This is a genomic window from Rhodoferax potami, from assembly GCF_032193805.1.
In the GTDB taxonomy this organism is placed as follows: Bacteria; Pseudomonadota; Gammaproteobacteria; order Burkholderiales; family Burkholderiaceae_C; genus Allorhodoferax; species Allorhodoferax potami_A.
Genome location: NZ_JAVBIK010000001.1, coordinates 2,587,820 through 2,605,812, shown reverse-complemented (window position 1 = coordinate 2,605,812; position 17,993 = coordinate 2,587,820). Strand labels below are relative to the sequence as shown.

The following is a 17,993-nucleotide window of genomic DNA, read 5'->3' as shown; positions in this document are numbered from 1 at the left end:
AGGCCGCGCTCATGCGGATGCCGCCGAGTCCGCTTGGGACGCGCATCCCTGCGGCTTGAACACCCGCTCAGCGGAGGGCGGGTTATTGGCCAGTTTGGCGGCCGGGCGCACCGGGCGGCGCACCAGCTCGCCCCCGCAATTGGGGCAGATGCCTTGCAGCTTGGTGTCTGTACAGTCCGCACAAAATGTGCATTCAAACGAGCAGATCCGGGCATTCAGGGCGGCGGGCAGCAAATCGGTGTTGCAGCATTCGCAGTTGGGGCGGAGTTGGAGCATGGCGGGTTCGACCTCAGGGCGACGATTTAGTGGGCAGATGGCAGACCGGCGAGACAGGTATCGACATCCACGATACGCGCAAACCGGTCTTGCAAAACCAACTCGGTGCGGGTGGTGATGTCTTCAGCGCTAAAGGTGCGCCCACTGCGGGCGTGGGTCATGGGGAAGGTCAAGGTGGCTTCAGACACAAAGTCCACGGCGTAGCCCAGGTCCGAGCCCACACGGGCCGTGGTTTCGCAACATTGCTCGGTCCGGATGCCGGAGATGAGGAGCTTGCCCACCCCTTGGCGGCGCAGCCACAAGTCCAGCCCGGTATCGGTAAAGGCGTTGTGGGTGTGTTTGTCAAACCGCACATCCGGGTTGCCGGGCAACCAGGGCAAGGGCTTCACAAACCCGGAGTCTTCGCGGAATGGTCCGGCCAGCCCCACATGAAAGATGTGTACCACCGGCGCACCCGCCGCGCGGCAACCGGCTTCCAGACGCAGCAAAGCAGCCTCAAAGGGGCCCGGAATGCCCTGCTGCCAAAAGGGCATTTGGGTGAAAGATTGCTGCACATCAATGATGATGAGCGCGGGCTTCAGGGTAGATACGGAGGACATGGAAGGACACCTTTGGTTGAACAGTAATCCAATGCTACCCGCCGTTAAATATGCGCGAAACCACGATACACGACAAGCAGAGGACAAAAAGCGCCAACCAATGCTCGACTAAATTGACCCACAAATAGTAGCCCCCCTCTATTCCAGGGGGACTTGGTCACATAAAGCTCTCTTTTGCACTCAAAAGACCAGACAATGGTGCGAACAAACCATAACGAGGAGACAAAAATGGCCCAAGCCAAACTCATGCTGGACTACGTTTACAGCCACGAAACCACGCACGCCGATCAGATCTTCATGACCCAACCGGTCGGTGGCGGGCAGGTGGTGGACTACACCTGGAAACAAACCCTCGACCAGGCACGCCGCATGGCCGCGCACTTGAAGGCGCAGAACCTGGAGCCCGGTGCACGCGTCGCCATCCTGTCCAAGAACTGTGCCCATTTCATCATGGCGGAGCTCGCCATCTGGATGGCCGGTTGCACCACGGTTGCCATTTTCCCGACCGAGACCGCGGACACCGTGCGCTATGTGCTGGAGCACAGCGAGGCCAGCCTGCTGTTCGTCGGCAAGCTCGACACCTTTGACCAGCAGCAGCCCGGCATTCCTGCTGGCATGCCGATCATTGCTTTCCCGCTGGCCCCGAAGAACACCTATGAGGCGTGGGATGCCATCACCGGCCGCACCAAACCCCTGACCGGCCAACCCGCCCGTGGCGGTAAGGACATCGCCATCTTGATGTACACCTCCGGCTCGACCGGACAGCCCAAGGGCGTGATGCACAGCTTTGAGCGCATCACCGCCGCGGCTGAAGGCATCAACAACGACACCCAGGCGCGCATTGGCACCAACACCCGCAACCGCATGTTGTCTTACCTGCCCTTGGCGCACGTGTTCGAGCGCGCGTGGGTCGAGTCCGCCACGCTGGTGAACGGCAACACCCAGCTGTTTTTTGCCGAGTCGCTGGACACCTTCATTCAGGACTTGAACCGCGCCAAGCCCGTCACGTTCATCTCCGTACCCCGCCTCTGGCTGAAGTTCCAGCAAGGCGTGTTCGCCAAGATGCAGCCCAAAAAGCTGGATCGGCTGCTGAGCATCCCGATTCTGGGCAAGATCGTGGGCCGCAAGGTGCTCAAGGGCTTGGGCCTGGACCATGCTTTGCTGGCTGGTAGCGGCTCTGCGCCCATTCCGGCAGAGCTGATTGCTTGGTACCGCCGCTTGGGCCTGAACCTGATCGAGGGTTACGCCATGACGGAAGACTTTGCGTACTCGCACAACTCCACCGACAAGATCAACGCCCCCGGGTGCGTGGGCGTGCCACTCAAAGGTGTTGAAGTGCGCATCAGCGAAGAAGGCGAAGTGCTGATCAAGTCGCCAGGCCAGTTTGTGGGCTACTACAAGCGCCCAGACCTGGATGCTGAGGTATTCACCGAAGACGGCTTCTTCCGCACCGGCGACAAGGGCGAGCGCCGTGCCGATGGCTTGCTCAAGCTCACCGGCCGGGTGAAAGAGCTGTTCAAAACCTCCAAGGGCAAATACGTGGCGCCTGCGCCGATTGAAAACCGCCTGAACGCCTGCAACCGCATCGAGACCAGCATGGTGTCCGGCGTGGGCCAGCCATCGGCCTATGCCATTGTGGTGCTGGCGGAAACCGTGCGCCCCCAGGTAAAGGCAGACCCCGCGTTCAAAGCCGCTGTCCACGCCGAACTCGAGCAACTGCTCGACAGCGTCAACGCGGAACTGCCGGACTACGAGAAGCTGCAAATGCTGGTGGTGGCACCAGAGCCATGGTCGATTGAAAACGGCATGCTGACACCCACCATGAAAATCAAGCGCGCTCGTATCGAGTCCGCGGTCGAGCCACAGCTCTCCAACTGGTATTCCGGCAAGGACAAGGTGCGCTGGGCATAAGCGCACAGCTGCGTTACCAAACAAAAGGGGCCCCGTGGGGCCCCTTTTTCATTACCGAGATGTTTGATTACTTTAAGGAGGAGTAGTTCAAGGGCACCCAGACATAACCCTTGCCATTGGCCGCGGGCCGCAGGTTGCCCAAGCCGGGGAAAGCCACGTGGGTCACACCCACCATGTAGCCGCCTTTGGCTGCCTCTTCAAACGCCTTGGCGCGCTGCTGCTGGGCTGCGCTGTTGTCTGTGTCGAAAGCGATGGTGGCACTCGGATCATCAAACTGCACCGCGGCCAAGTGCATCAAGTCGCCCCAGAGCATGAGCTTTTCGCCCTTGCTTTCGACCACATAGCTAGCGTGACCGGGGGTGTGGCCATAGGTAGACACCGCGCGGATGCCGGGCACCAGCTCAGTGTTGCCCTCAAACGGCTTGAGCTTGCCGGCCGCCACATAGGGCTTGACCGAGGCCATGGCGCCTTGGAAAAAGCCCTTGTTGCCTTCTGGCGCGGCGGCCAGATTGGCGTCGCTCAGCCAGAAGTCCACATCGCGTTTGTCGATACGCAAGGTGGCGTTCGGAAACGCAATGCTGCCTTGCGCCATGAGTCCGCCCACGTGATCGGGGTGCATGTGGGTGATGTAGATCTCGTCCACCTGCTCGGGCTGGTAGCCTGCAGCCTTCAAATTCGCAAGCAAATTACCCAAGGTGGGGCCGAACAAGCCCGCTGCGCCGGTGTCCACCAGCACCAGCTTGCTGCCGGTGTTGATCAGGTAGGTGTTGACCGAGGTTTCCACCATCTCTTTGAGGAAGCCGCGCTTGAGCGCCTCTGCAATTTTCTCGGCCGGCTGGTTGTTCATCAGCTTGAGCATGGGCAGCTTGACGGTGCCGTCGGAAATGGCGGTAACTTCAAAGTCACCGACCATCATCCGGTAAAAACCCGGCGCCTGGGTCTTGACCATAGGCGCATCCGCCATAGCGTGGGGCGCGGCAATGGCGCCGGCGAGCAGGCCAACGGCCAAGGCGATACGGGAAAGCGTGCGTTGCATGTCAAAGTGTCCTTTAATGAATCGGGGCGAAATGAAATTTCTGACCTATGGTGCGCCGCTTTCAGCGCGGAGCGTTGGCACAAGGTTTTTGATTTCGCGCTATACCGAGGGCCTCACCCCTACTCTGATTGGTGGATTGAACTTCTTCGTTAGCACTCACCTCCAACGAGTGCTAATATAAAGTTTGAAGAGAAGGAGTTCCCTATGTCCGCATTGATCGCTGCCCCCCGCACCGCCCTGGCCACGGCCAACCCGTGGTCATTGGTGCCGCCGTTGGGGAACTTGGACGCCTATATTTCCGCCGCTAACCGCCTGCCTATGCTCACGCTGGAAGAAGAGCAGGAGTACGCCCGCAAATTCAAGAACGACAACGATCTTGAGGCTGCCGGTAAGTTAGTGCTCTCTCACTTGCGTTTGGTAGTGTCGGTCGCCCGCCAATACCTGGGTTATGGCTTGCCCCACGGCGACCTGATTCAGGAAGGCAATGTGGGCCTGATGAAAGCAGTCAAACGCTTCGACCCCGAACAAGGGGTGCGCTTGGTGAGCTACGCGCTACACTGGATCAAGGCCGAAATTCACGAATACATCCTGAAAAACTGGCGCATGGTGAAGGTGGCCACCACCAAGGCCCAGCGCAAACTGTTTTTCAACCTGCGCTCGATGAAGCAACGCTTCAAGGGCGAAGACGCTGCTGCCGACCTCGACACCCACCGCGACACCCTGAACCCCGACCAAGTCCGCACCATGGCGCGGGAACTGAACGTGAAGCCCGAAGAGGTGCTGGAAATGGAAGCACGCCTGGCCGGTGGCGACGTGCTGCTGGACCCCAGCCCTTCGGACGATGGCGAAGATGCCTTCGGCCCGATCACCTATCTTACGGACACCAACCACGAGCCGGTAGCCATGATTGAGGCACGCCAACGCGACGTGTTGGCCACAGACGGCATCGCCACTGCGCTGAACAGCTTGGACGACCGCAGCCGCCGCATCGTGGAAGAGCGCTGGCTCAAGGTGAACGACGACAACTCCGGCGGCATGACGCTGCACGACCTGGCCGCCGAATACGGCGTGAGCGCTGAGCGCATTCGCCAGATCGAAGTGGCCGCCATGAAGAAGATGAAAACGGCGCTCGCCGCTTACGCCTGACGCTGCAGCGGCACAGGTCGCACAACTTCACGCACAATGCCCCTGCCGGCCCCGCCTGCAGGGGCTTTTTCTTGGACACAGAGTTAATGACACCTACACGCCGCACCGCTGCAGTTGCTATGCTTTCCATAGCTGCCTGCGCAATATCTACGGGCGCCTACGCCCAAAACAACACCCAAACAGCTGCATGGCCGACCAAACCGGTCCGCATCATCGTCGGTTTTCCGGGCGGGTCATCGCCAGACCTGACGGCGCGGGCGTTTGCCGAACCCTTGTCCAAAGCCTTGGGGCAGCCGGTGATTGTGGAAAACAAGGTGGGTGCCGCGGGCAACATCGCCGCCGACGCGGTCGCCAAAGCCACGGATGACCACACCATCGGGCTGATGATCAACGGCAACATGACGATTGCCAAGTTGCTCAACCCCAAGCTGAGCTATGACCCGCTCAAAGACCTGACACCAGTGAGCCTGCTGGGCGTGTCGCCGCTGGTGCTTACAGCGCCTGCTGGTGCTCCGGGCAACAATGCCACCGAGTTTCTGGCCGCAGCGCGGGCCTCCGGCGACAAGTGGAATTACGGCACACCGGGCGTGGGCACCGTGGGTCATATCGGCATGGAACTGCTCAAAGCCAAGGCACGCATCGCGCCCCTGCATGTGCCCTACGCCGGTTACCCGCAAGTGGCTACTGCCATGATCGCGGGTGATTTGCAGCTCAGCCTGCTGCCCCCTGCCCTGGCATCTGCGCAAATCAAGGCCGGCAAGCTCAAAGCCATCGGCATCACCGCCAGTGTGCGCAGTGCCTTGGTTCCGGAGATTCCCAGCCTGTCAGAAGCCGGGGTGAAGGACCTGAACCTGGAGATCTGGAACGCCGTGGCCGCACCCAACAGCATGCCCAAGCCGGTGGTGGCGCGTTTGTCCAGCTTGTTCAGTGAGATTGCCCGCACCCCGGAGATGCGTCAAAAAATGTTCCAGCAGGGCTGGACGGTGCAGGGCACCTCGGCCGAGGGACTGGCCAACCGGGTTAAAGCAGACACCGCCCTGCTGGGCGGCATCATCGCGCAGCAGAGCATCAAAACCGATTAAGCGGCTAGCACCGCCCGCCTGAGCGCCTCCAAGGCGGGCATGTGGCGCTCGCCTAAATAAGCAGCTCAGGACTTCAGCAACTGCTGAATATCGGCTGCGAGCACCTTCGCCCCGCTGCCATAGCGGGTGAACAAGCGGAGGTTGCCTTTGGTGTCATAGATGTAGCTACCGGCGGAGTGGTCCATGGTGTAGCTGGTCGGGGTTTGCCCATCGACACGCTTGTAATACACCTTGAAATCTTTCGCCAATGCGGCCAGCTTATCGGGCGTGGTGTAGAGCGCAAGGAAGGTGGGGTCAAAGTTCTCCATGTAGCCCTTGAGCACCTCGGGCGTATCGCGCGCGGGGTCCACGGTCACAAAGAGGCCTTGCAACTTGTCCCCATCGGCCCCCAGCGCTTTTTTGACTTCGGCCAACTCCGTCATGGAGGTCGGGCACACGTCAGGGCACTGGGTGAAGCCAAAAAACATCACCACGATCTTGCCTTTGAAGTCTCCGAGGCGGCGTACCTGCCCATTGTGGTCGGTGAGCTCAAAGTCTTTGGCGTAGGTCACGCCGGTCACATCCACCGACGAAAACTGGGGCTTGGACTCAGTGCAAGCACTCAACAAGCCACCAACGCCCGCAAATAGTGCGCCGGTAGCTATCAAACGGATAGCAGAACGTTTTTTCATAGTAAGTAATGATCCAGCAGCAAGGCCGCAAACAACACACTCAGGTGAATGAGCGAAAAGCGAAAGGTGGCACGCGCCAGCTCATCCGAGTAATTGCGCAGCAGTCGCACCGCGTACCAGCAAAAACCCAGACTCAGGCCCACCGCCACCACCAGATACAACCAGCTGCTCATGCCGTACACAAAAGGCAACAAGCACGCAGCCAGCAGCATGAAGGTGTAGAGCAGGATTTGCAGGCGGGTGAACTCGCTGCCATGGGTGACGGGCAACATCGGCAGCCCCGACTTGCGGTAGTCCTCGACCCGGTACAAGGCCAAGGCCCAAAAGTGCGGAGGTGTCCACAAGAAGATGATCAAAAACAGAATCAGGGCTTCAGGGCCGACATCCCCGGTCATGGCCGACCAACCCAACACGGGTGGCATGGCCCCCGATGCGCCGCCGATCACGATGTTCTGAGGAGTCAGCGGCTTGAGGATCACGGTATAGATCACCGCGTAGCCGACAAAGGTGGCGAAAGTAAGCCACATGGTGAGCGGGTTGACCCAGAGATACAAGATGGCAGAGCCGGCTGCACACAACATGGCTGAGAAGATCAGCGTCTGGGTGTCGCTCAACTCGCCTCTCGCGGTGGGACGCCACGCAGTGCGCTTCATTTTGGCGTCGATGCCTTTTTCCACGATGCAATTAAACGCCGCCGCCGCGCCGGCGACGAGGTAAATACCAAAGCAAGCTACCGCGGCATGGAGTACTTGCGCTGCCGTCGGCGCGCCCGGCACAGCCAACACCATGCCGATGAGCGCACAAAAAACTATCAGCTGAATCACACGGGGCTTCGTCAGGGCGTGGAATTGCGCCAGCACAGAGGGCTTGGGAGCGGCCATATCAACAGTCATTCGGATTCTCTGGTTTTTGTTCTATCAGCCGGCGGCATCCGCATTGCGGCTCCGGACCCACGCCCACACTAACACCATGACCAGCGCGCCTGCGCCGCCTGTGTGCATGACGGCGGCCAGCAAGGGCCAGCCGAGTACCACGTTGCTCAAGCCAGTGGCTAGTTGCAGCAGCAACAAGGCGCACAACCAAAGCGTCGGCCGTTTCAGCACCGGCTGCCGGTACCAATACCAAGCCAAGGCACCCAACAAGGCAAAGGTGAGCATCGCCATCATGCGGTGTCCCATGTGTATTGCGGTGAGAGCTTGGAAGCTCAGCGACTCCCCAGCGGCGGTCAACCCCAAGGGGCGCCAAAACTCGAGGGCGGCAGCCCAGTCCATAGGCGGCCACATCGTGCCTTGGCACCCCGGGAATTCGGTACAGGCCAAAACCGCGTAGTTGGTGCTGACCCATGCACCCGATGCCGCCTGAAGCACCAACAGGGCAAGGCCAGCTACGGTCCAGACCACATAAGAACGCGGCAACTTCCGGCTGCGGGTGAACAGCACACTCTTGGGCTGCCCCATGGCCACTTGCGCCACGAGCAGTGCCAGCAAGGTGTAACCCCCCAGCAAGTGCAAACTGACGATCGCAGGAAAAAGCTTCATGGTGACCGTCAAGGCACCAAAAGCGCCCTGCACACAGACCCACACCAGCGTAACCGTCGGCCACCATGGGTTCAAGGAGGTCGACGGCGAACGCTTATAGCTCCGCCAGGCCCAGACAGTCATCAGCGTAATCAAAGCGCCCACGCCGGTTGCCATATAGCGGTGGACCATTTCGATCCAGGCTTTTCCGTGTGTCACAGGGCCCTCGGGCAATAGGGACTGCGCCATGGCGATGTCATGTTTGGCGCCCAGGGGGCTGGCATTGCCGTAGCAACCGGGCCAGTCAGGGCACCCGAGTCCGCTGTCCGTCAGCCGCGTAAATGCGCCAAATAGCACCAGGTCGAAGGTGAGGAACAGAGTCACCGCGACCAACGCCTGGTAGCGGCTCGGGCCGGTGCCACCCCGGTGGCGCAGATAGACCCATAGTGCGGGCACGCTGGCTATCAAGGCGCCGATCACCAGTACCCGCAAGAGCGGGCTCAAGTCGTACAAGCTTGTTTCCATGGTAATACCTATTCGCGCCCTGCACGATCCCAGAACTGGGCGGCGCGCATCAAACGGTCTAAATCACGCTTGACCTTGAGCGCTGTTTCCGCGTTCAAGCCCGCAGGGAAACGCATCATCCAGTTGCCTAAAGGGTCCACCAGATACAAATGATCTTCCAGCTGGCGGCCCGGCTCTGCCTGCAGCCACTGGGCCAATGCCTCCCTGGGCACCCGAAGTACGGTGGCGTCTTTTAGTGCAGGCTGCAATTCGGCAGATACTGGCACCTCATCCTTCACCAGCCAGACCCAATCGAGGCGGTCTTTCTCTTTCCCCAGACCCTCGCGCAGTTGGCGTTGCAGGTAGAGATGCTGTTGGCATGCGGACTCACACGCACCGCTGGCCACACTCACAAAGAGCCACTGCCCCTTGAGCGCCGGAAGTTGCACCGGAGCACCTTGCAAGTCGGCAGCAGCAACAGCCGGCAAAGGTCGCTGCGGTTGAATCAACTCGCCGAAATTGCGACGCCCTTCGGGCCGGATGACGTAGTAAGTGAAATACGAGGCAATCACTGGCGCGGCACATACCAACATGACAGCCAACATGCGCCAGCGCCCGGCACGCGTATTGACGGCACGGGTCTGAAGCTCGCCGGAAGGCTCTGGCAAGGAGTGAACGGTCAGTCCCAGCGGGCGGTCATCAGGAATCTGCGGGCTAGACATGGAAATCAGGATCCTTGGGAAGTGAAGTGCGTCGTCGCAATTGAAACCAGGCAAACAGTCCGACAATCAGCGCGGTGAGTGCAAACCACTGCGCTGCATAACCATGGTGTTTTTCGACCCCGGCGTTGACGACAGGCCAATCTCGCAAGAGCCCCTCAGAGGCTGCTCCGGTTTGAACTACCGTCACATGGGTCGCAAGTGCGAGCCCGGTCTCTAAGCGAAATTTCGGCAAGTCCAGATTTTGCCGTATCGCCCCAACACTTGGGTCGCCCATCTCATAAAGCTTGGATGGCGGCAAGGCAATTCGGCCGGTGACATCTACCGACCCCACAGGTGACTCGACCACCGGGAGTTGGCTACGATCCACAAAATTACGCAGGACCCAGCCACGCTGGACCATAACCACCGTGTCGGTGTTCTGTATACGCAAAGGCGTAAGGACATAAAACCCGACCTTGGCATTCATCTGCCGGTTATCCAAAAAAACGGTACGGTCAGCGATCCATTGCCCGCGTAGCTGAACCGATCGATGCAATACAGACGAGGGGCCTTTGTCCTTGATCCAATCGTCACCGACAAGGGGGGGGCGTTTTGGGCGACTTGCATTGCACGGACAAAATCCTGCTTCTCGGCCGCACGACGCAACTGCCAAAAGCCAAGCGATAGTGTCAGCGCAGCAGACAGAAAAGCGGCTATTGCCATCGTCCACCAGCGCGTATTCCTATTCACGTAATAATGCCTTTCATGACCTATCTCGCAATTTTGGCCTTTGTTGCAATTCTGGGTAGCTTGGGAGCCGCCCTCTATTTCATGTTGCGCGGCGGAAATTCCCAGCACGCAAAATCGAAAAATATGGCCCGCGCCTTGGGCTTGCGTGTCGGTGTATCCGTATTCTTATTTCTTTGTATTTTGGTGGCTTGGAAGCTGGGCTACATCCATCCGACAGGTATTCCTGAAGGCCGCTGATTGTGACTGAAACAAAAAAGGCACCCGAGGGTGCCTTTTTTGTTGGTGTGCACGATCAGAACCAGTAAACCAGCACGTAGAGTCCCAACCAGACCACGTCCACAAAGTGCCAGTACCAAGCAGCGCCTTCAAAGCCGAAGTGGCGCTCGGGGGTGAAGTGGCCCTTTTGCAAACGCAATGTGATGAACAGCAACATCAACATGCCCACGAGCACGTGGAAACCGTGGAAGCCGGTCAGCATGTAGAAAGTCGAACCGAACACCCCAGAATTAAGCTTCAAGTTGTAAGCGGTGTATGCGTGGTAATACTCGTAGCCTTGAACGAACAAGAAGGTCACACCCAACAAAACAGTGGCCCACATGAAGCCAATTGTTTTAGAACGGTTACCGTCAATCAAGGCGTGGTGAGCGATCGTCAAAGTGACGCCCGATGTCAACAACAGTGCCGTGTTGATCGTAGGCAGCCAGAAAGGACCCATGGTGGTAAACGGTTCGACGATGCCGCCGGGAGAAGCGGTCATGCCAGCAGCGACACTAGGCCAGACAGCCTTGAAATCGGGCCAAAGCAAGGAATTTTCCAAGCTACCAAGCGCAGGCACCGAATGTGAACGTGCCCACCAGAGTGCAGTAAAGAAGGCGCCGAAGAACATGACTTCGGAAAAAATGAACCAGCTCATACTCCAGCGGTAAGAGATGTCAATCTTCCGGCCGTATTGGCCGCCTTCACTCTCCATGACGGCATCACGGAACCATTGGTACAGAACGAACAGCCACCAGACCATACCCAGCATCAACGAGTATTTGCCCCAAGCAGAACCGTTGATCCACTGACCAGCGCCGAGAATCACGAAGAACAAACCGGCCGACGCCATCACAGGGTGACGGGAGGGGCCGGGCACAAAGTAATAAGGCGTTGTGCCGTGTGTCGCTGAGCTCATTTCTTCTCCATTTCTTCTCAAATCCGAATCTTTACACTGAGGTGGTGCACGCTTAAGCTCCCACCACCCACTTCGCTAGACTGATCAGCCCTACCACCAAAAACACGGCGGCTATCAAACCCACGAGCACCACATGCAAAGGGTTCACCTTGGACAGATCATCGCGATAACCTTTGCTACTGCGAATCCCCAAAAAAGACCAAGCCACCAGCTTCACACTGGTTAGAAACGACACCTTCCCTGATGTGGCTTCTTGTGCCATCAGGAACCTGCAGACTCATCAAGCGAAGGCTTCACCACCGCCACGGGTGCCGGGGGCGTCTTTCCACCGACTTCAAAAAAGGTATACGACAGAGTAATCGTCGTCACGTCTTTCGACAGTTTGGGATCAATGACAAAAACTACCGGCCACGACTTCTTCTCACCTGGCTCCAGGGTGTACTGACTGAAGCAGAAGCACTCCAGCTTGTTGAAATGCGCAGAGGCTTGCATCGGTGCGTAGCTGGGGATAGCTTGTGCTGACATCCGGCGGTTTTGCACGTTCTGGAATTCATAGACCACGGTGGTCATTTCGCCGGGGTGAACGACCATGGATCGCTGAGCTGGGCGAAACTCCCACGGCCCACGGGAGTTGGCGTCGAACTCGACGGTGATGCTCCTGGAGGTGTCCACCTGCGAATTCACCGGCGGGGCCTTTTTACCCATGATCACTTGTTCACCGAGGGCCAAGATATTGATCCCGGTCATCTCACAAATGGCTTGATACAAAGGCACCAACGCATAACCGAAGGCGAACATGCTGACAGTGATCACCGCCAGCTTGCCCATCATTTTCCGGTTTGCGCGGACATTGGCCATGCTACTTCCCCAACAAGATCATTTTGGCCATGAACCCGAGGAAGAAAACGGCCGCCACAGAGGCCAGAATCAGCCCCAATCGTGCGTTCGCCTTCTTCTGATTGGTAGGCTCAGACATTAGCCGATCACCTTGGTCGCAGTAGCGTCCAATTTGGGTGGGTTTTCAAAAGTGTGGAATGGAGCAGGAGAAGGTACTTCCCACTCCAGTCCTTCGGCAGCTTCCCAAGGTTTCTGGGGCGCTTTTTCGCCTTTGCCCAACATGGCAGGCAGCACGATACCAAAGAAGAAGTACACCTGCGCCAAACCGAAGGCAAAGGAGCCAATGGACGCAATCATGTTGAAATCAGCGAACTGCATCGGGTAGTCCGCATAGCGGCGTGGCATACCTGCAAGACCCAAGAAGTGCATCGGGAAGAAAGTCACGTTGAACGCGATCAGCGACCACCAGAAGTGCAAACGGCCTTTCCACTCAGGGATCATCACACCGGTCCACTTAGGTGCCCAGTAGTAGAACCCAGCAAACATCGCATACAAAGAGCCCGCCACCAATACATAGTGGAAGTGAGCCACCACGTAGTAAGTGTCTTGCAATTGGATGTCGATGGGGGCCATGGCCAAAATCAGGCCGGTGAATCCGCCCATGGTGAACACGAAAATGAAGCCCACAGCAAACAACATGGGAGTTTCGAAGGTCATCGAACCCTGCCACATGGTGGCGATCCAGTTGAAGATCTTCACAGCCGTAGGGACGGCGATCAGCATGGTCGCATACATGAAGAACAGCTGACCCGTAACTGGCATGCCGGTTGTGAACATGTGGTGGGCCCACACGATGAACGACAAGATTGCAATGGAAGAAGTGGCGTACACCATGGAGGCGTAACCAAACAGCTTCTTGCGTGCAAAAGCAGGAACGATCTGACTCACGATGCCGAAGGCCGGCAAGATCATGATGTACACCTCAGGGTGACCAAAGAACCAGAAAATATGCTGGTACATCACCGGGTCACCACCACCGGCGGGGTTAAAGAAACTCGTACCGAAATGACGGTCTGTCAATGTCATGGTGATGGCGCCCGCCAGCACTGGCATCACAGCGATCAGCAAGTAGGCAGTGATCAACCATGTCCAGCAGAACATTGGCATCTTCATCAGGGTCATGCCAGGAGCGCGCATGTTCAAAATGGTGACGATGATGTTGATCGAGCCCATGATGGACGAAGCACCCAGGATGTGCATCGCAAAAATACCGGCATCCATCGAAGGTCCCATTTGCAGGGTCAAAGGCGCGTACAAAGTCCAGCCAGCAGCAGGTGCGCCACCAGGCATAAAGAACGAAGACACCAGCATCAGCGCGGCAGGAATCATCAGCCAGAAGCTGAAGTTATTCATGCGGGCAAAGGCCATATCGGATGCACCGATTTGCAGCGGGATCATCCAGTTCGCAAAGCCCACAAAGCCCGGCATGATGGCGCCGAACACCATGATCAAGCCGTGCATCGTTGTCAACGAGTTGAACAACTCGGGATTGACCAATTGCAAGCCGGGTTGGAACAACTCAGCGCGAATCAGTAGCGCCAAAACGCCGCCGATGATCAGCATTGTGAAGCTGAACAACAGGTACAAAGTACCAATGTCTTTGTGGTTAGTCGCAAACACCCAACGCTGCCAACCCGTAGGGGCATGGTGGTGATCGTCGTGGGCGTGATCGTGATGGTCTAGTACGGCGCTCATGGTGAGGTCCTTCTCAAATTTCTACGTTCTGCCTGAAGACTTTATTTGCGCAAAGCCAGCACTTCGGCGGGCTGCACAACCTGACCGGTTTTGTTAGACCAGTTGTTCTTCGTGTAAGTGATCACAGCAGCGATGTCTGTGTCGCTCAATGTTTTCCATGCGGGCATTGAGCCGTTGTTCTGACCATTCAACAAAATGGCGATTTGTTTACTCTTGTCAGCGTCAAGGACTACGGCAGCGCCGTCCAGAGCCTTGATGGGGCCAGCGCCTTTGCCATTAGCTTGGTGGCAGGCTGCACAGTTCTGGGCATAAACCTTTTCACCGCGCCTGGAGATGTCATCCAGAGCCCAGACTTTAGATGGATCATCTGCTTTCGCAGCAAGCTTCTTCTTCTCGCCGGCAACCCAAGCGGAGTAGTCCTCTGCAGAAAGCACTTTCACATGGATGGGCATGTAGGCGTGCTCTTTTCCGCACAGCTCAGCGCACTGGCCGTAGAAGTCGCCTGTTTTCTCAGCACGGAACCAAGTGTCACGCACAAACCCAGGGATCGCGTCTTGCTTGATACCGAATGCAGGAACCATGAAGGCGTGAATCACGTCATTGGCTGTGGTGATGATGCGGACCTTCTTGTCAACAGGCACCACCAATGGGTTGTCCACCTTCAACAAATAGTTATCGATGGACTCGCCTTTCTTGGGGCCACCAGCATCTGACAAGGCGCGCTGGTCGCTGTCCAAGGTGGACACGAAGCCGATTCCCTCACCCTCGCCCTTGATGTAGTCGTAACCCCATTTCCACTGCATGCCTGTGGCTTTGATCGTCAAGTCAGCATTTGTGGTGTCTTTCATGGCGACTACCACTTTGGTAGCAGGAAGCGCCATCAAAATCACAATGACGAAGGGAACGATCGTCCAGATGATTTCAACTGTGACCGACTCATGGAAGGTAGCGGGTTTGTAACCCACCGACTTGCGGTGCTTCCAGATGGAATAGAACATGACGGCAAAAACCGCCACGAAGATCACAGAACACACGATCAACATGAACCAGTGAAGCCATTGCTGCTCTTGGGCAATTTTGGTGACCGCGGGAGCGAGATTCAGCTGATTAACAGCTGGGCCGCCCGGCAAATCATTCACAGCATGTGCTTGCGTCAAGAGGGATGTCCCGGCAAAAGCACCGGCAGTCCACAGCATTGAAGCCAGTTTGTTCGTTGTGTTCTTCATCTCGTTCACTTTTAGATGCCCCAAAATAATTCACCGCACCGGATTCACGCCTGCCCTCAGGCAGCACGCAAAGCCGAACGAATCTCTCTAGCCAGTTGCGGTCGCAACTCCGGGCGTATGTACCGCCCGACCTGAATGGTTCGCCCACGCTCTGACAACTCAATCAGCGAAGTATCACTTGCGCGCGGCTCAACTCTCACCCAGCCTCTTTGAAACTCTGCTTTTTCCAACTTGCCGCCACACTCCAGCTCAACAACTAGCCGGTTGTCCAGCAATGCAATGTGCTCTCCGTCGGTCGAATGCCTCGCGTACACGTAAAAGGCCAGCCCGACTGCGATCAACTCCAAGGAGGCGAATGGAATCACCAACGTTGCACCCTGGAACCAGAAGAAAAGCCCGATTCCAATGGAAACTACGCATAGCGCCACATAAGTCCATACCAACTGCAGGGGCGTTACGGAACAATTCCGCCGGAGAAGCCAGTGGACCTGTTGCCCTTCTACTGTCGCAAAGCGAAAACCCGGATTCGTCATGCGTGTCACCCGAAATGAACTGGGTCGATAAAAACTCAGTCCAAACTGGAGGGGGAATATGCCATCACCTCGTTCCTAACATTGTATGACAGTAACGAACTTGACAGGCGTCAGCCCGGCGCCACGCAAAGGGGAATCCGTAGGGGTTTTGCCTAGTTTTTCAAGGCAGCGCGCATGTCACCCAAGGAAACACGCGTCTCTGGCGCGACCTTCAAACGAGGCTTAGGCTTGAAGGCATGTCCGTAAACCACTTCAAAAGTGATCGTCAAGCGACCATCCTCTCCGCCCAGCTCGCGGGTGAGGCGCTCTAACAATTCTTTACGCCACGCTTTGGTTCTGGTGCCGGCAAAGCGGTTCGTATGCAAATTACGCCCCAAACCACGCAACTCTTCCAATAGACGCTCCGCTGACGAGTAGCTAAGGGTAATGCGCTCCATGTCCATCACAGGCTCCGCAAAGCCGGCATGCACCAGCATGTCACCCCAGTCGTGCATGTCAGTGAACTGGTGATGCGGCTGCGGCCAACCCGCCACGTCAAAAACACGACGCAACTCCCGCAAGGTATCGGGGCCGAAGCAAGAAAACATCACAAACCCGTCGACAGCCAAGTTGGAGTGCCACTCGCGGATCAACGCTTGTGGGTCCGCGGCCATGTGCAGCGCCATATTGGCCCACAACATTTGCACCGGATCCGCCACTTTTTCAAACCGGGGCGTGGCGCCCGTCCACCGCCCGGGACTCCACCACGCCGGTGTCAGGATCTTCCGCGAATGCAGTTGCCTGGCAGAGGTGCTTTCGCATACGTAACTTTGTGCTTTGGGATAGCGCTTTTGCACCAGCAAATGCCCTTCATAGCCACCTCGCGAGGGCTCCCAATCCAACCACGTTGCCGGTTTTTGCACGATCCACTGCAACCGGTCCTCCATGCGGCGGGCGATCTCCTCATGCAGCCAAGGGGCGGACTCCACCGGCGCGTGCGCCCAACGGGCTGCGGCAACCGGGTCTATGGTGGGGGGCTTGTGATCAGTCATGGCCAGGAAAATCGTCGGTCCGCGAGTATATTGGCCCCATGTTCAGCGCCTTGCTCCAAGGGTTAAGCCGCCAAGTACCCAGCGTATGCCGGGTTTGCAGAGCATGGCCCTCGCACCCGGTGTGCGAAGAATGTGTGCACGCATTTGCCCAGCCGGTACACCGCTGCGCGTTATGCGCGCTCGCCATCCCGACTACCTTGCATCACTGTAGAGCCTGCACTGACACACCGCCCGTATGGAATGCAGCGCTTGCGGCCGTGGACTATGGCTACCCATGGGACCGGCTGATTGCGGACTTCAAATTCCAAGGTAACCCGGCTTGGGCGCGCCACTTCGCCACCGTCATGCGGAGTGCGCCATGGGTAGAGCCCGCCTTGGAAGCGGCTGACTGGGTCATCCCGATGCCATTGGCCCGGGAACGTCTGCTGGAGCGGGGCTTTAACCAATCCGCGCTAATAGCCCGCCACCTGAGCCCTGCCAAAGTGCGGGAGGATTGGCTATTGCGCCTTTTTCACACCCCGCCGCAAAGTGGGCTGTCACGCGAACAGCGACAACACAACCTGCAGCACGCTTTTGCCATGGAACCGCACAGCGGCGCGCGCTTGCAAGGCCAAAACATCATATTGGTGGACGACGTCATGACCAGTGGCGCCACCATGGCCGCCGCAAGCGTCGTCTTGCAGCGTGCCGGCGCTCAGCACATCACAGCATTGGTGTTTGCGCGCACGGCCCGGGGGGATGCCGGAGCGTAGACAATCAGGGTATGTTTCATATTGTTTTAGTTGAACCAGAAATTCCGCCCAACACCGGCAACGTGATCCGACTGGCGGCCAACACCGGCTGCCAATTGCACTTGGTGGAACCATTGGGCTTTTCGATGGACGACAAGCACATGCGGCGCGCAGGCCTGGACTACCATGAGTACGCTCAACTCAAGCGGCATGCCAGCTGGCAGCAGTTTCTGGAGGATGAGAAACCTGATCCTGAGCGCCTCTTCACGCTCACCACCCGAGGAACACGCAGCCCCTTTGAGGTCGCGTTTCAAGCGGGGGATTGGCTGGTCTTCGGCTCAGAAACCAAGGGAATTTCTGACTTTGTGCGGACTTCGTTCAGCCCCGAGCGCAGTTTGCGCCTGCCCATGCGGCCAGAGCAACGCAGCCTCAACCTGTCGAATGCGGTGGCGGTCACCGTGTTCGAGGCTTGGCGCCAAAACGGTTTCGGCAGCTGACGCCAGGCGGCGCACC

23 protein-coding genes are annotated in these 17,993 nt (G+C 57.8%); 6 read left to right on the top strand and 17 right to left on the bottom strand.

Annotated elements, in window-relative coordinates; all coding sequences use genetic code 11:
• Positions 1-9 precede the first annotated feature (9 nt).
• Together RAE19_RS12510 and RAE19_RS12505 are read right to left on the bottom strand one after the other, a co-directional pair.
• Entirely contained in the window at positions 10-276 is a 267-nt protein-coding gene (locus RAE19_RS12510) for a DUF1272 domain-containing protein (protein WP_313875197.1), read from the bottom strand.
• 26 nt (positions 277-302) lie between these two features.
• Complete coding sequence (locus RAE19_RS12505) at positions 303-875, bottom strand: isochorismatase family protein (RefSeq protein ID WP_313875196.1); 573 nt, start codon at positions 873-875, stop codon at positions 303-305.
• Positions 876-1,103: 228 nt separating this feature from the next.
• Here RAE19_RS12505 and RAE19_RS12500 point away from each other — a divergent pair, with 228 nt between their 5' ends.
• Complete coding sequence (locus RAE19_RS12500) at positions 1,104-2,786, top strand: AMP-binding protein (protein WP_313875195.1); 1,683 nt, start codon at positions 1,104-1,106, stop codon at positions 2,784-2,786.
• 67 nt (positions 2,787-2,853) lie between these two features.
• Here RAE19_RS12500 and RAE19_RS12495 read toward each other — a convergent pair whose 3' ends face one another.
• A complete protein-coding gene (locus tag RAE19_RS12495) occupies positions 2,854-3,822 on the bottom strand; it encodes an MBL fold metallo-hydrolase (protein WP_313875194.1) in 969 nt (322 codons plus the stop codon).
• A gap of 204 nt (positions 3,823-4,026) precedes the next feature.
• Here RAE19_RS12495 and rpoH point away from each other — a divergent pair, with 204 nt between their 5' ends.
• Together rpoH and RAE19_RS12485 are read left to right on the top strand one after the other, a co-directional pair.
• Complete coding sequence (rpoH, locus tag RAE19_RS12490; RefSeq protein WP_313875193.1) at positions 4,027-4,968, top strand: RNA polymerase sigma factor RpoH; 942 nt, start codon at positions 4,027-4,029, stop codon at positions 4,966-4,968.
• A gap of 119 nt (positions 4,969-5,087) precedes the next feature.
• Positions 5,088-6,050 carry a Bug family tripartite tricarboxylate transporter substrate binding protein gene (locus tag RAE19_RS12485; protein ID WP_313875192.1) on the top strand — a complete coding sequence of 321 codons (963 nt, stop codon included), beginning with the start codon at positions 5,088-5,090 and terminating at the stop codon, positions 6,048-6,050.
• A gap of 65 nt (positions 6,051-6,115) precedes the next feature.
• Here the strand turns inward: RAE19_RS12485 and RAE19_RS12480 are convergent, their stop codons facing one another.
• The 6 genes from RAE19_RS12480 to RAE19_RS12455 are packed head-to-tail and all read right to left on the bottom strand — an operon-like array spanning position 6,116 to position 10,166.
• Entirely contained in the window at positions 6,116-6,721 is a 606-nt protein-coding gene (locus RAE19_RS12480) for an SCO family protein (RefSeq protein WP_313875191.1), read from the bottom strand.
• Complete coding sequence (gene cyoE / locus RAE19_RS12475; RefSeq protein ID WP_313875190.1) at positions 6,718-7,614, bottom strand: heme o synthase; 897 nt, start codon at positions 7,612-7,614, stop codon at positions 6,718-6,720. Before cyoE ends, RAE19_RS12480 begins: the two co-directional genes overlap by 4 nt.
• Positions 7,615-7,638: 24 nt before the next feature.
• Positions 7,639-8,763, bottom strand: coding sequence for a COX15/CtaA family protein (locus RAE19_RS12470; RefSeq protein WP_313875189.1), 1,125 nt, complete (start codon positions 8,761-8,763; stop codon positions 7,639-7,641).
• An 8-nt stretch (positions 8,764-8,771) separates the two neighbouring features.
• A complete protein-coding gene (locus tag RAE19_RS12465) occupies positions 8,772-9,464 on the bottom strand; it encodes an SCO family protein (RefSeq protein WP_313875188.1) in 693 nt (230 codons plus the stop codon).
• Positions 9,457-9,999 carry an SURF1 family protein gene (locus RAE19_RS12460; protein WP_313875187.1) on the bottom strand — a complete coding sequence of 181 codons (543 nt, stop codon included), beginning with the start codon at positions 9,997-9,999 and terminating at the stop codon, positions 9,457-9,459. Before RAE19_RS12460 ends, RAE19_RS12465 begins: the two co-directional genes overlap by 8 nt.
• On the bottom strand, positions 9,927-10,166 hold the full coding sequence (locus RAE19_RS12455; protein ID WP_313876231.1) for an SURF1 family cytochrome oxidase biogenesis protein: 240 nt from the start codon (positions 10,164-10,166) through the stop codon (positions 9,927-9,929). The genes RAE19_RS12460 and RAE19_RS12455 overlap by 73 nt, the downstream gene beginning before the upstream one ends.
• 42 nt (positions 10,167-10,208) lie before the next feature.
• Here RAE19_RS12455 and RAE19_RS12450 point away from each other — a divergent pair, with 42 nt between their 5' ends.
• A complete protein-coding gene (locus RAE19_RS12450) occupies positions 10,209-10,430 on the top strand; it encodes a twin transmembrane helix small protein (RefSeq protein WP_313875186.1) in 222 nt (73 codons plus the stop codon).
• Positions 10,431-10,485: 55 nt separating this feature from the next.
• On the opposite strand, the gene RAE19_RS12445 is transcribed toward RAE19_RS12450, so the two are convergent.
• From RAE19_RS12445 to RAE19_RS12410, 8 genes are all read right to left on the bottom strand, one after another.
• Entirely contained in the window at positions 10,486-11,367 is an 882-nt protein-coding gene (locus RAE19_RS12445) for a cytochrome c oxidase subunit 3 (RefSeq protein WP_313875185.1), read from the bottom strand.
• Positions 11,368-11,419: 52 nt separating this feature from the next.
• The gene (locus RAE19_RS12440; protein ID WP_313875184.1) at positions 11,420-11,629 is read right to left on the bottom strand and encodes a DUF2970 domain-containing protein; all 210 of its coding nucleotides are present in this window, start codon (positions 11,627-11,629) and stop codon (positions 11,420-11,422) included.
• On the bottom strand, positions 11,629-12,225 hold the full coding sequence (locus tag RAE19_RS12435; RefSeq protein ID WP_313875183.1) for a cytochrome c oxidase assembly protein: 597 nt from the start codon (positions 12,223-12,225) through the stop codon (positions 11,629-11,631). The genes RAE19_RS12440 and RAE19_RS12435 overlap by 1 nt, the downstream gene beginning before the upstream one ends.
• Position 12,226: 1 nt before the next feature.
• Positions 12,227-12,343 carry a cytochrome oxidase small assembly protein gene (locus RAE19_RS12430; RefSeq protein ID WP_313875182.1) on the bottom strand — a complete coding sequence of 39 codons (117 nt, stop codon included), beginning with the start codon at positions 12,341-12,343 and terminating at the stop codon, positions 12,227-12,229.
• Positions 12,343-13,959, bottom strand: a complete 1,617-nt coding sequence (gene ctaD, locus RAE19_RS12425; RefSeq protein ID WP_313875181.1) for a cytochrome c oxidase subunit I — start codon at positions 13,957-13,959, stop codon at positions 12,343-12,345. The genes RAE19_RS12430 and ctaD overlap by 1 nt, the downstream gene beginning before the upstream one ends.
• A gap of 41 nt (positions 13,960-14,000) precedes the next feature.
• Positions 14,001-15,185, bottom strand: coding sequence for a cytochrome c oxidase subunit II (coxB, locus tag RAE19_RS12420; RefSeq protein ID WP_313875180.1), 1,185 nt, complete (start codon positions 15,183-15,185; stop codon positions 14,001-14,003).
• Between the two features lie 56 nt (positions 15,186-15,241).
• Positions 15,242-15,718, bottom strand: coding sequence for a DUF2244 domain-containing protein (locus RAE19_RS12415; RefSeq protein WP_313875179.1), 477 nt, complete (start codon positions 15,716-15,718; stop codon positions 15,242-15,244).
• A gap of 152 nt (positions 15,719-15,870) precedes the next feature.
• Complete coding sequence (locus RAE19_RS12410; protein ID WP_313875178.1) at positions 15,871-16,749, bottom strand: biotin synthase; 879 nt, start codon at positions 16,747-16,749, stop codon at positions 15,871-15,873.
• A gap of 257 nt (positions 16,750-17,006) precedes the next feature.
• Here RAE19_RS12410 and RAE19_RS12405 point away from each other — a divergent pair, with 257 nt between their 5' ends.
• Both RAE19_RS12405 and trmL read left to right on the top strand, forming a co-directional pair.
• On the top strand, positions 17,007-17,501 hold the full coding sequence (locus RAE19_RS12405) for a ComF family protein (protein WP_313875177.1): 495 nt from the start codon (positions 17,007-17,009) through the stop codon (positions 17,499-17,501).
• Between the two features lie 11 nt (positions 17,502-17,512).
• A complete protein-coding gene (gene trmL, locus RAE19_RS12400; protein WP_313875176.1) occupies positions 17,513-17,977 on the top strand; it encodes a tRNA (uridine(34)/cytosine(34)/5-carboxymethylaminomethyluridine(34)-2'-O)-methyltransferase TrmL in 465 nt (154 codons plus the stop codon).
• The last annotated feature ends 16 nt before the right edge of the window (positions 17,978-17,993 follow it).

Coding starts and splice junctions, on each gene's coding strand:
- RAE19_RS12510 (WP_313875197.1), bottom strand. CDS start 276: ATGCTCCAACTCCGCCCCAACTGCGAATGCTGCAACACCGATTTGCTG.
- RAE19_RS12505 (WP_313875196.1), bottom strand. CDS start 875: ATGTCCTCCGTATCTACCCTGAAGCCCGCGCTCATCATCATTGATGTG.
- RAE19_RS12500 (WP_313875195.1), top strand. CDS start 1,104: ATGGCCCAAGCCAAACTCATGCTGGACTACGTTTACAGCCACGAAACC.
- RAE19_RS12495 (WP_313875194.1), bottom strand. CDS start 3,822: ATGCAACGCACGCTTTCCCGTATCGCCTTGGCCGTTGGCCTGCTCGCC.
- rpoH (WP_313875193.1), top strand. CDS start 4,027: ATGTCCGCATTGATCGCTGCCCCCCGCACCGCCCTGGCCACGGCCAAC.
- RAE19_RS12485 (WP_313875192.1), top strand. CDS start 5,088: ATGCTTTCCATAGCTGCCTGCGCAATATCTACGGGCGCCTACGCCCAA.
- RAE19_RS12480 (WP_313875191.1), bottom strand. CDS start 6,721: ATGAAAAAACGTTCTGCTATCCGTTTGATAGCTACCGGCGCACTATTT.
- cyoE (WP_313875190.1), bottom strand. CDS start 7,614: ATGACTGTTGATATGGCCGCTCCCAAGCCCTCTGTGCTGGCGCAATTC.
- RAE19_RS12470 (WP_313875189.1), bottom strand. CDS start 8,763: ATGGAAACAAGCTTGTACGACTTGAGCCCGCTCTTGCGGGTACTGGTG.
- RAE19_RS12465 (WP_313875188.1), bottom strand. CDS start 9,464: ATGTCTAGCCCGCAGATTCCTGATGACCGCCCGCTGGGACTGACCGTT.
- RAE19_RS12455 (WP_313876231.1), bottom strand. CDS start 10,166: ATGGCAATAGCCGCTTTTCTGTCTGCTGCGCTGACACTATCGCTTGGC.
- RAE19_RS12450 (WP_313875186.1), top strand. CDS start 10,209: ATGACCTATCTCGCAATTTTGGCCTTTGTTGCAATTCTGGGTAGCTTG.
- RAE19_RS12445 (WP_313875185.1), bottom strand. CDS start 11,367: ATGAGCTCAGCGACACACGGCACAACGCCTTATTACTTTGTGCCCGGC.
- RAE19_RS12440 (WP_313875184.1), bottom strand. CDS start 11,629: ATGGCACAAGAAGCCACATCAGGGAAGGTGTCGTTTCTAACCAGTGTG.
- RAE19_RS12435 (WP_313875183.1), bottom strand. CDS start 12,225: ATGGCCAATGTCCGCGCAAACCGGAAAATGATGGGCAAGCTGGCGGTG.
- RAE19_RS12430 (WP_313875182.1), bottom strand. CDS start 12,343: ATGTCTGAGCCTACCAATCAGAAGAAGGCGAACGCACGATTGGGGCTG.
- ctaD (WP_313875181.1), bottom strand. CDS start 13,959: ATGAGCGCCGTACTAGACCATCACGATCACGCCCACGACGATCACCAC.
- coxB (WP_313875180.1), bottom strand. CDS start 15,185: ATGAAGAACACAACGAACAAACTGGCTTCAATGCTGTGGACTGCCGGT.
- RAE19_RS12415 (WP_313875179.1), bottom strand. CDS start 15,718: ATGACGAATCCGGGTTTTCGCTTTGCGACAGTAGAAGGGCAACAGGTC.
- RAE19_RS12410 (WP_313875178.1), bottom strand. CDS start 16,749: ATGACTGATCACAAGCCCCCCACCATAGACCCGGTTGCCGCAGCCCGT.
- trmL (WP_313875176.1), top strand. CDS start 17,513: ATGTTTCATATTGTTTTAGTTGAACCAGAAATTCCGCCCAACACCGGC.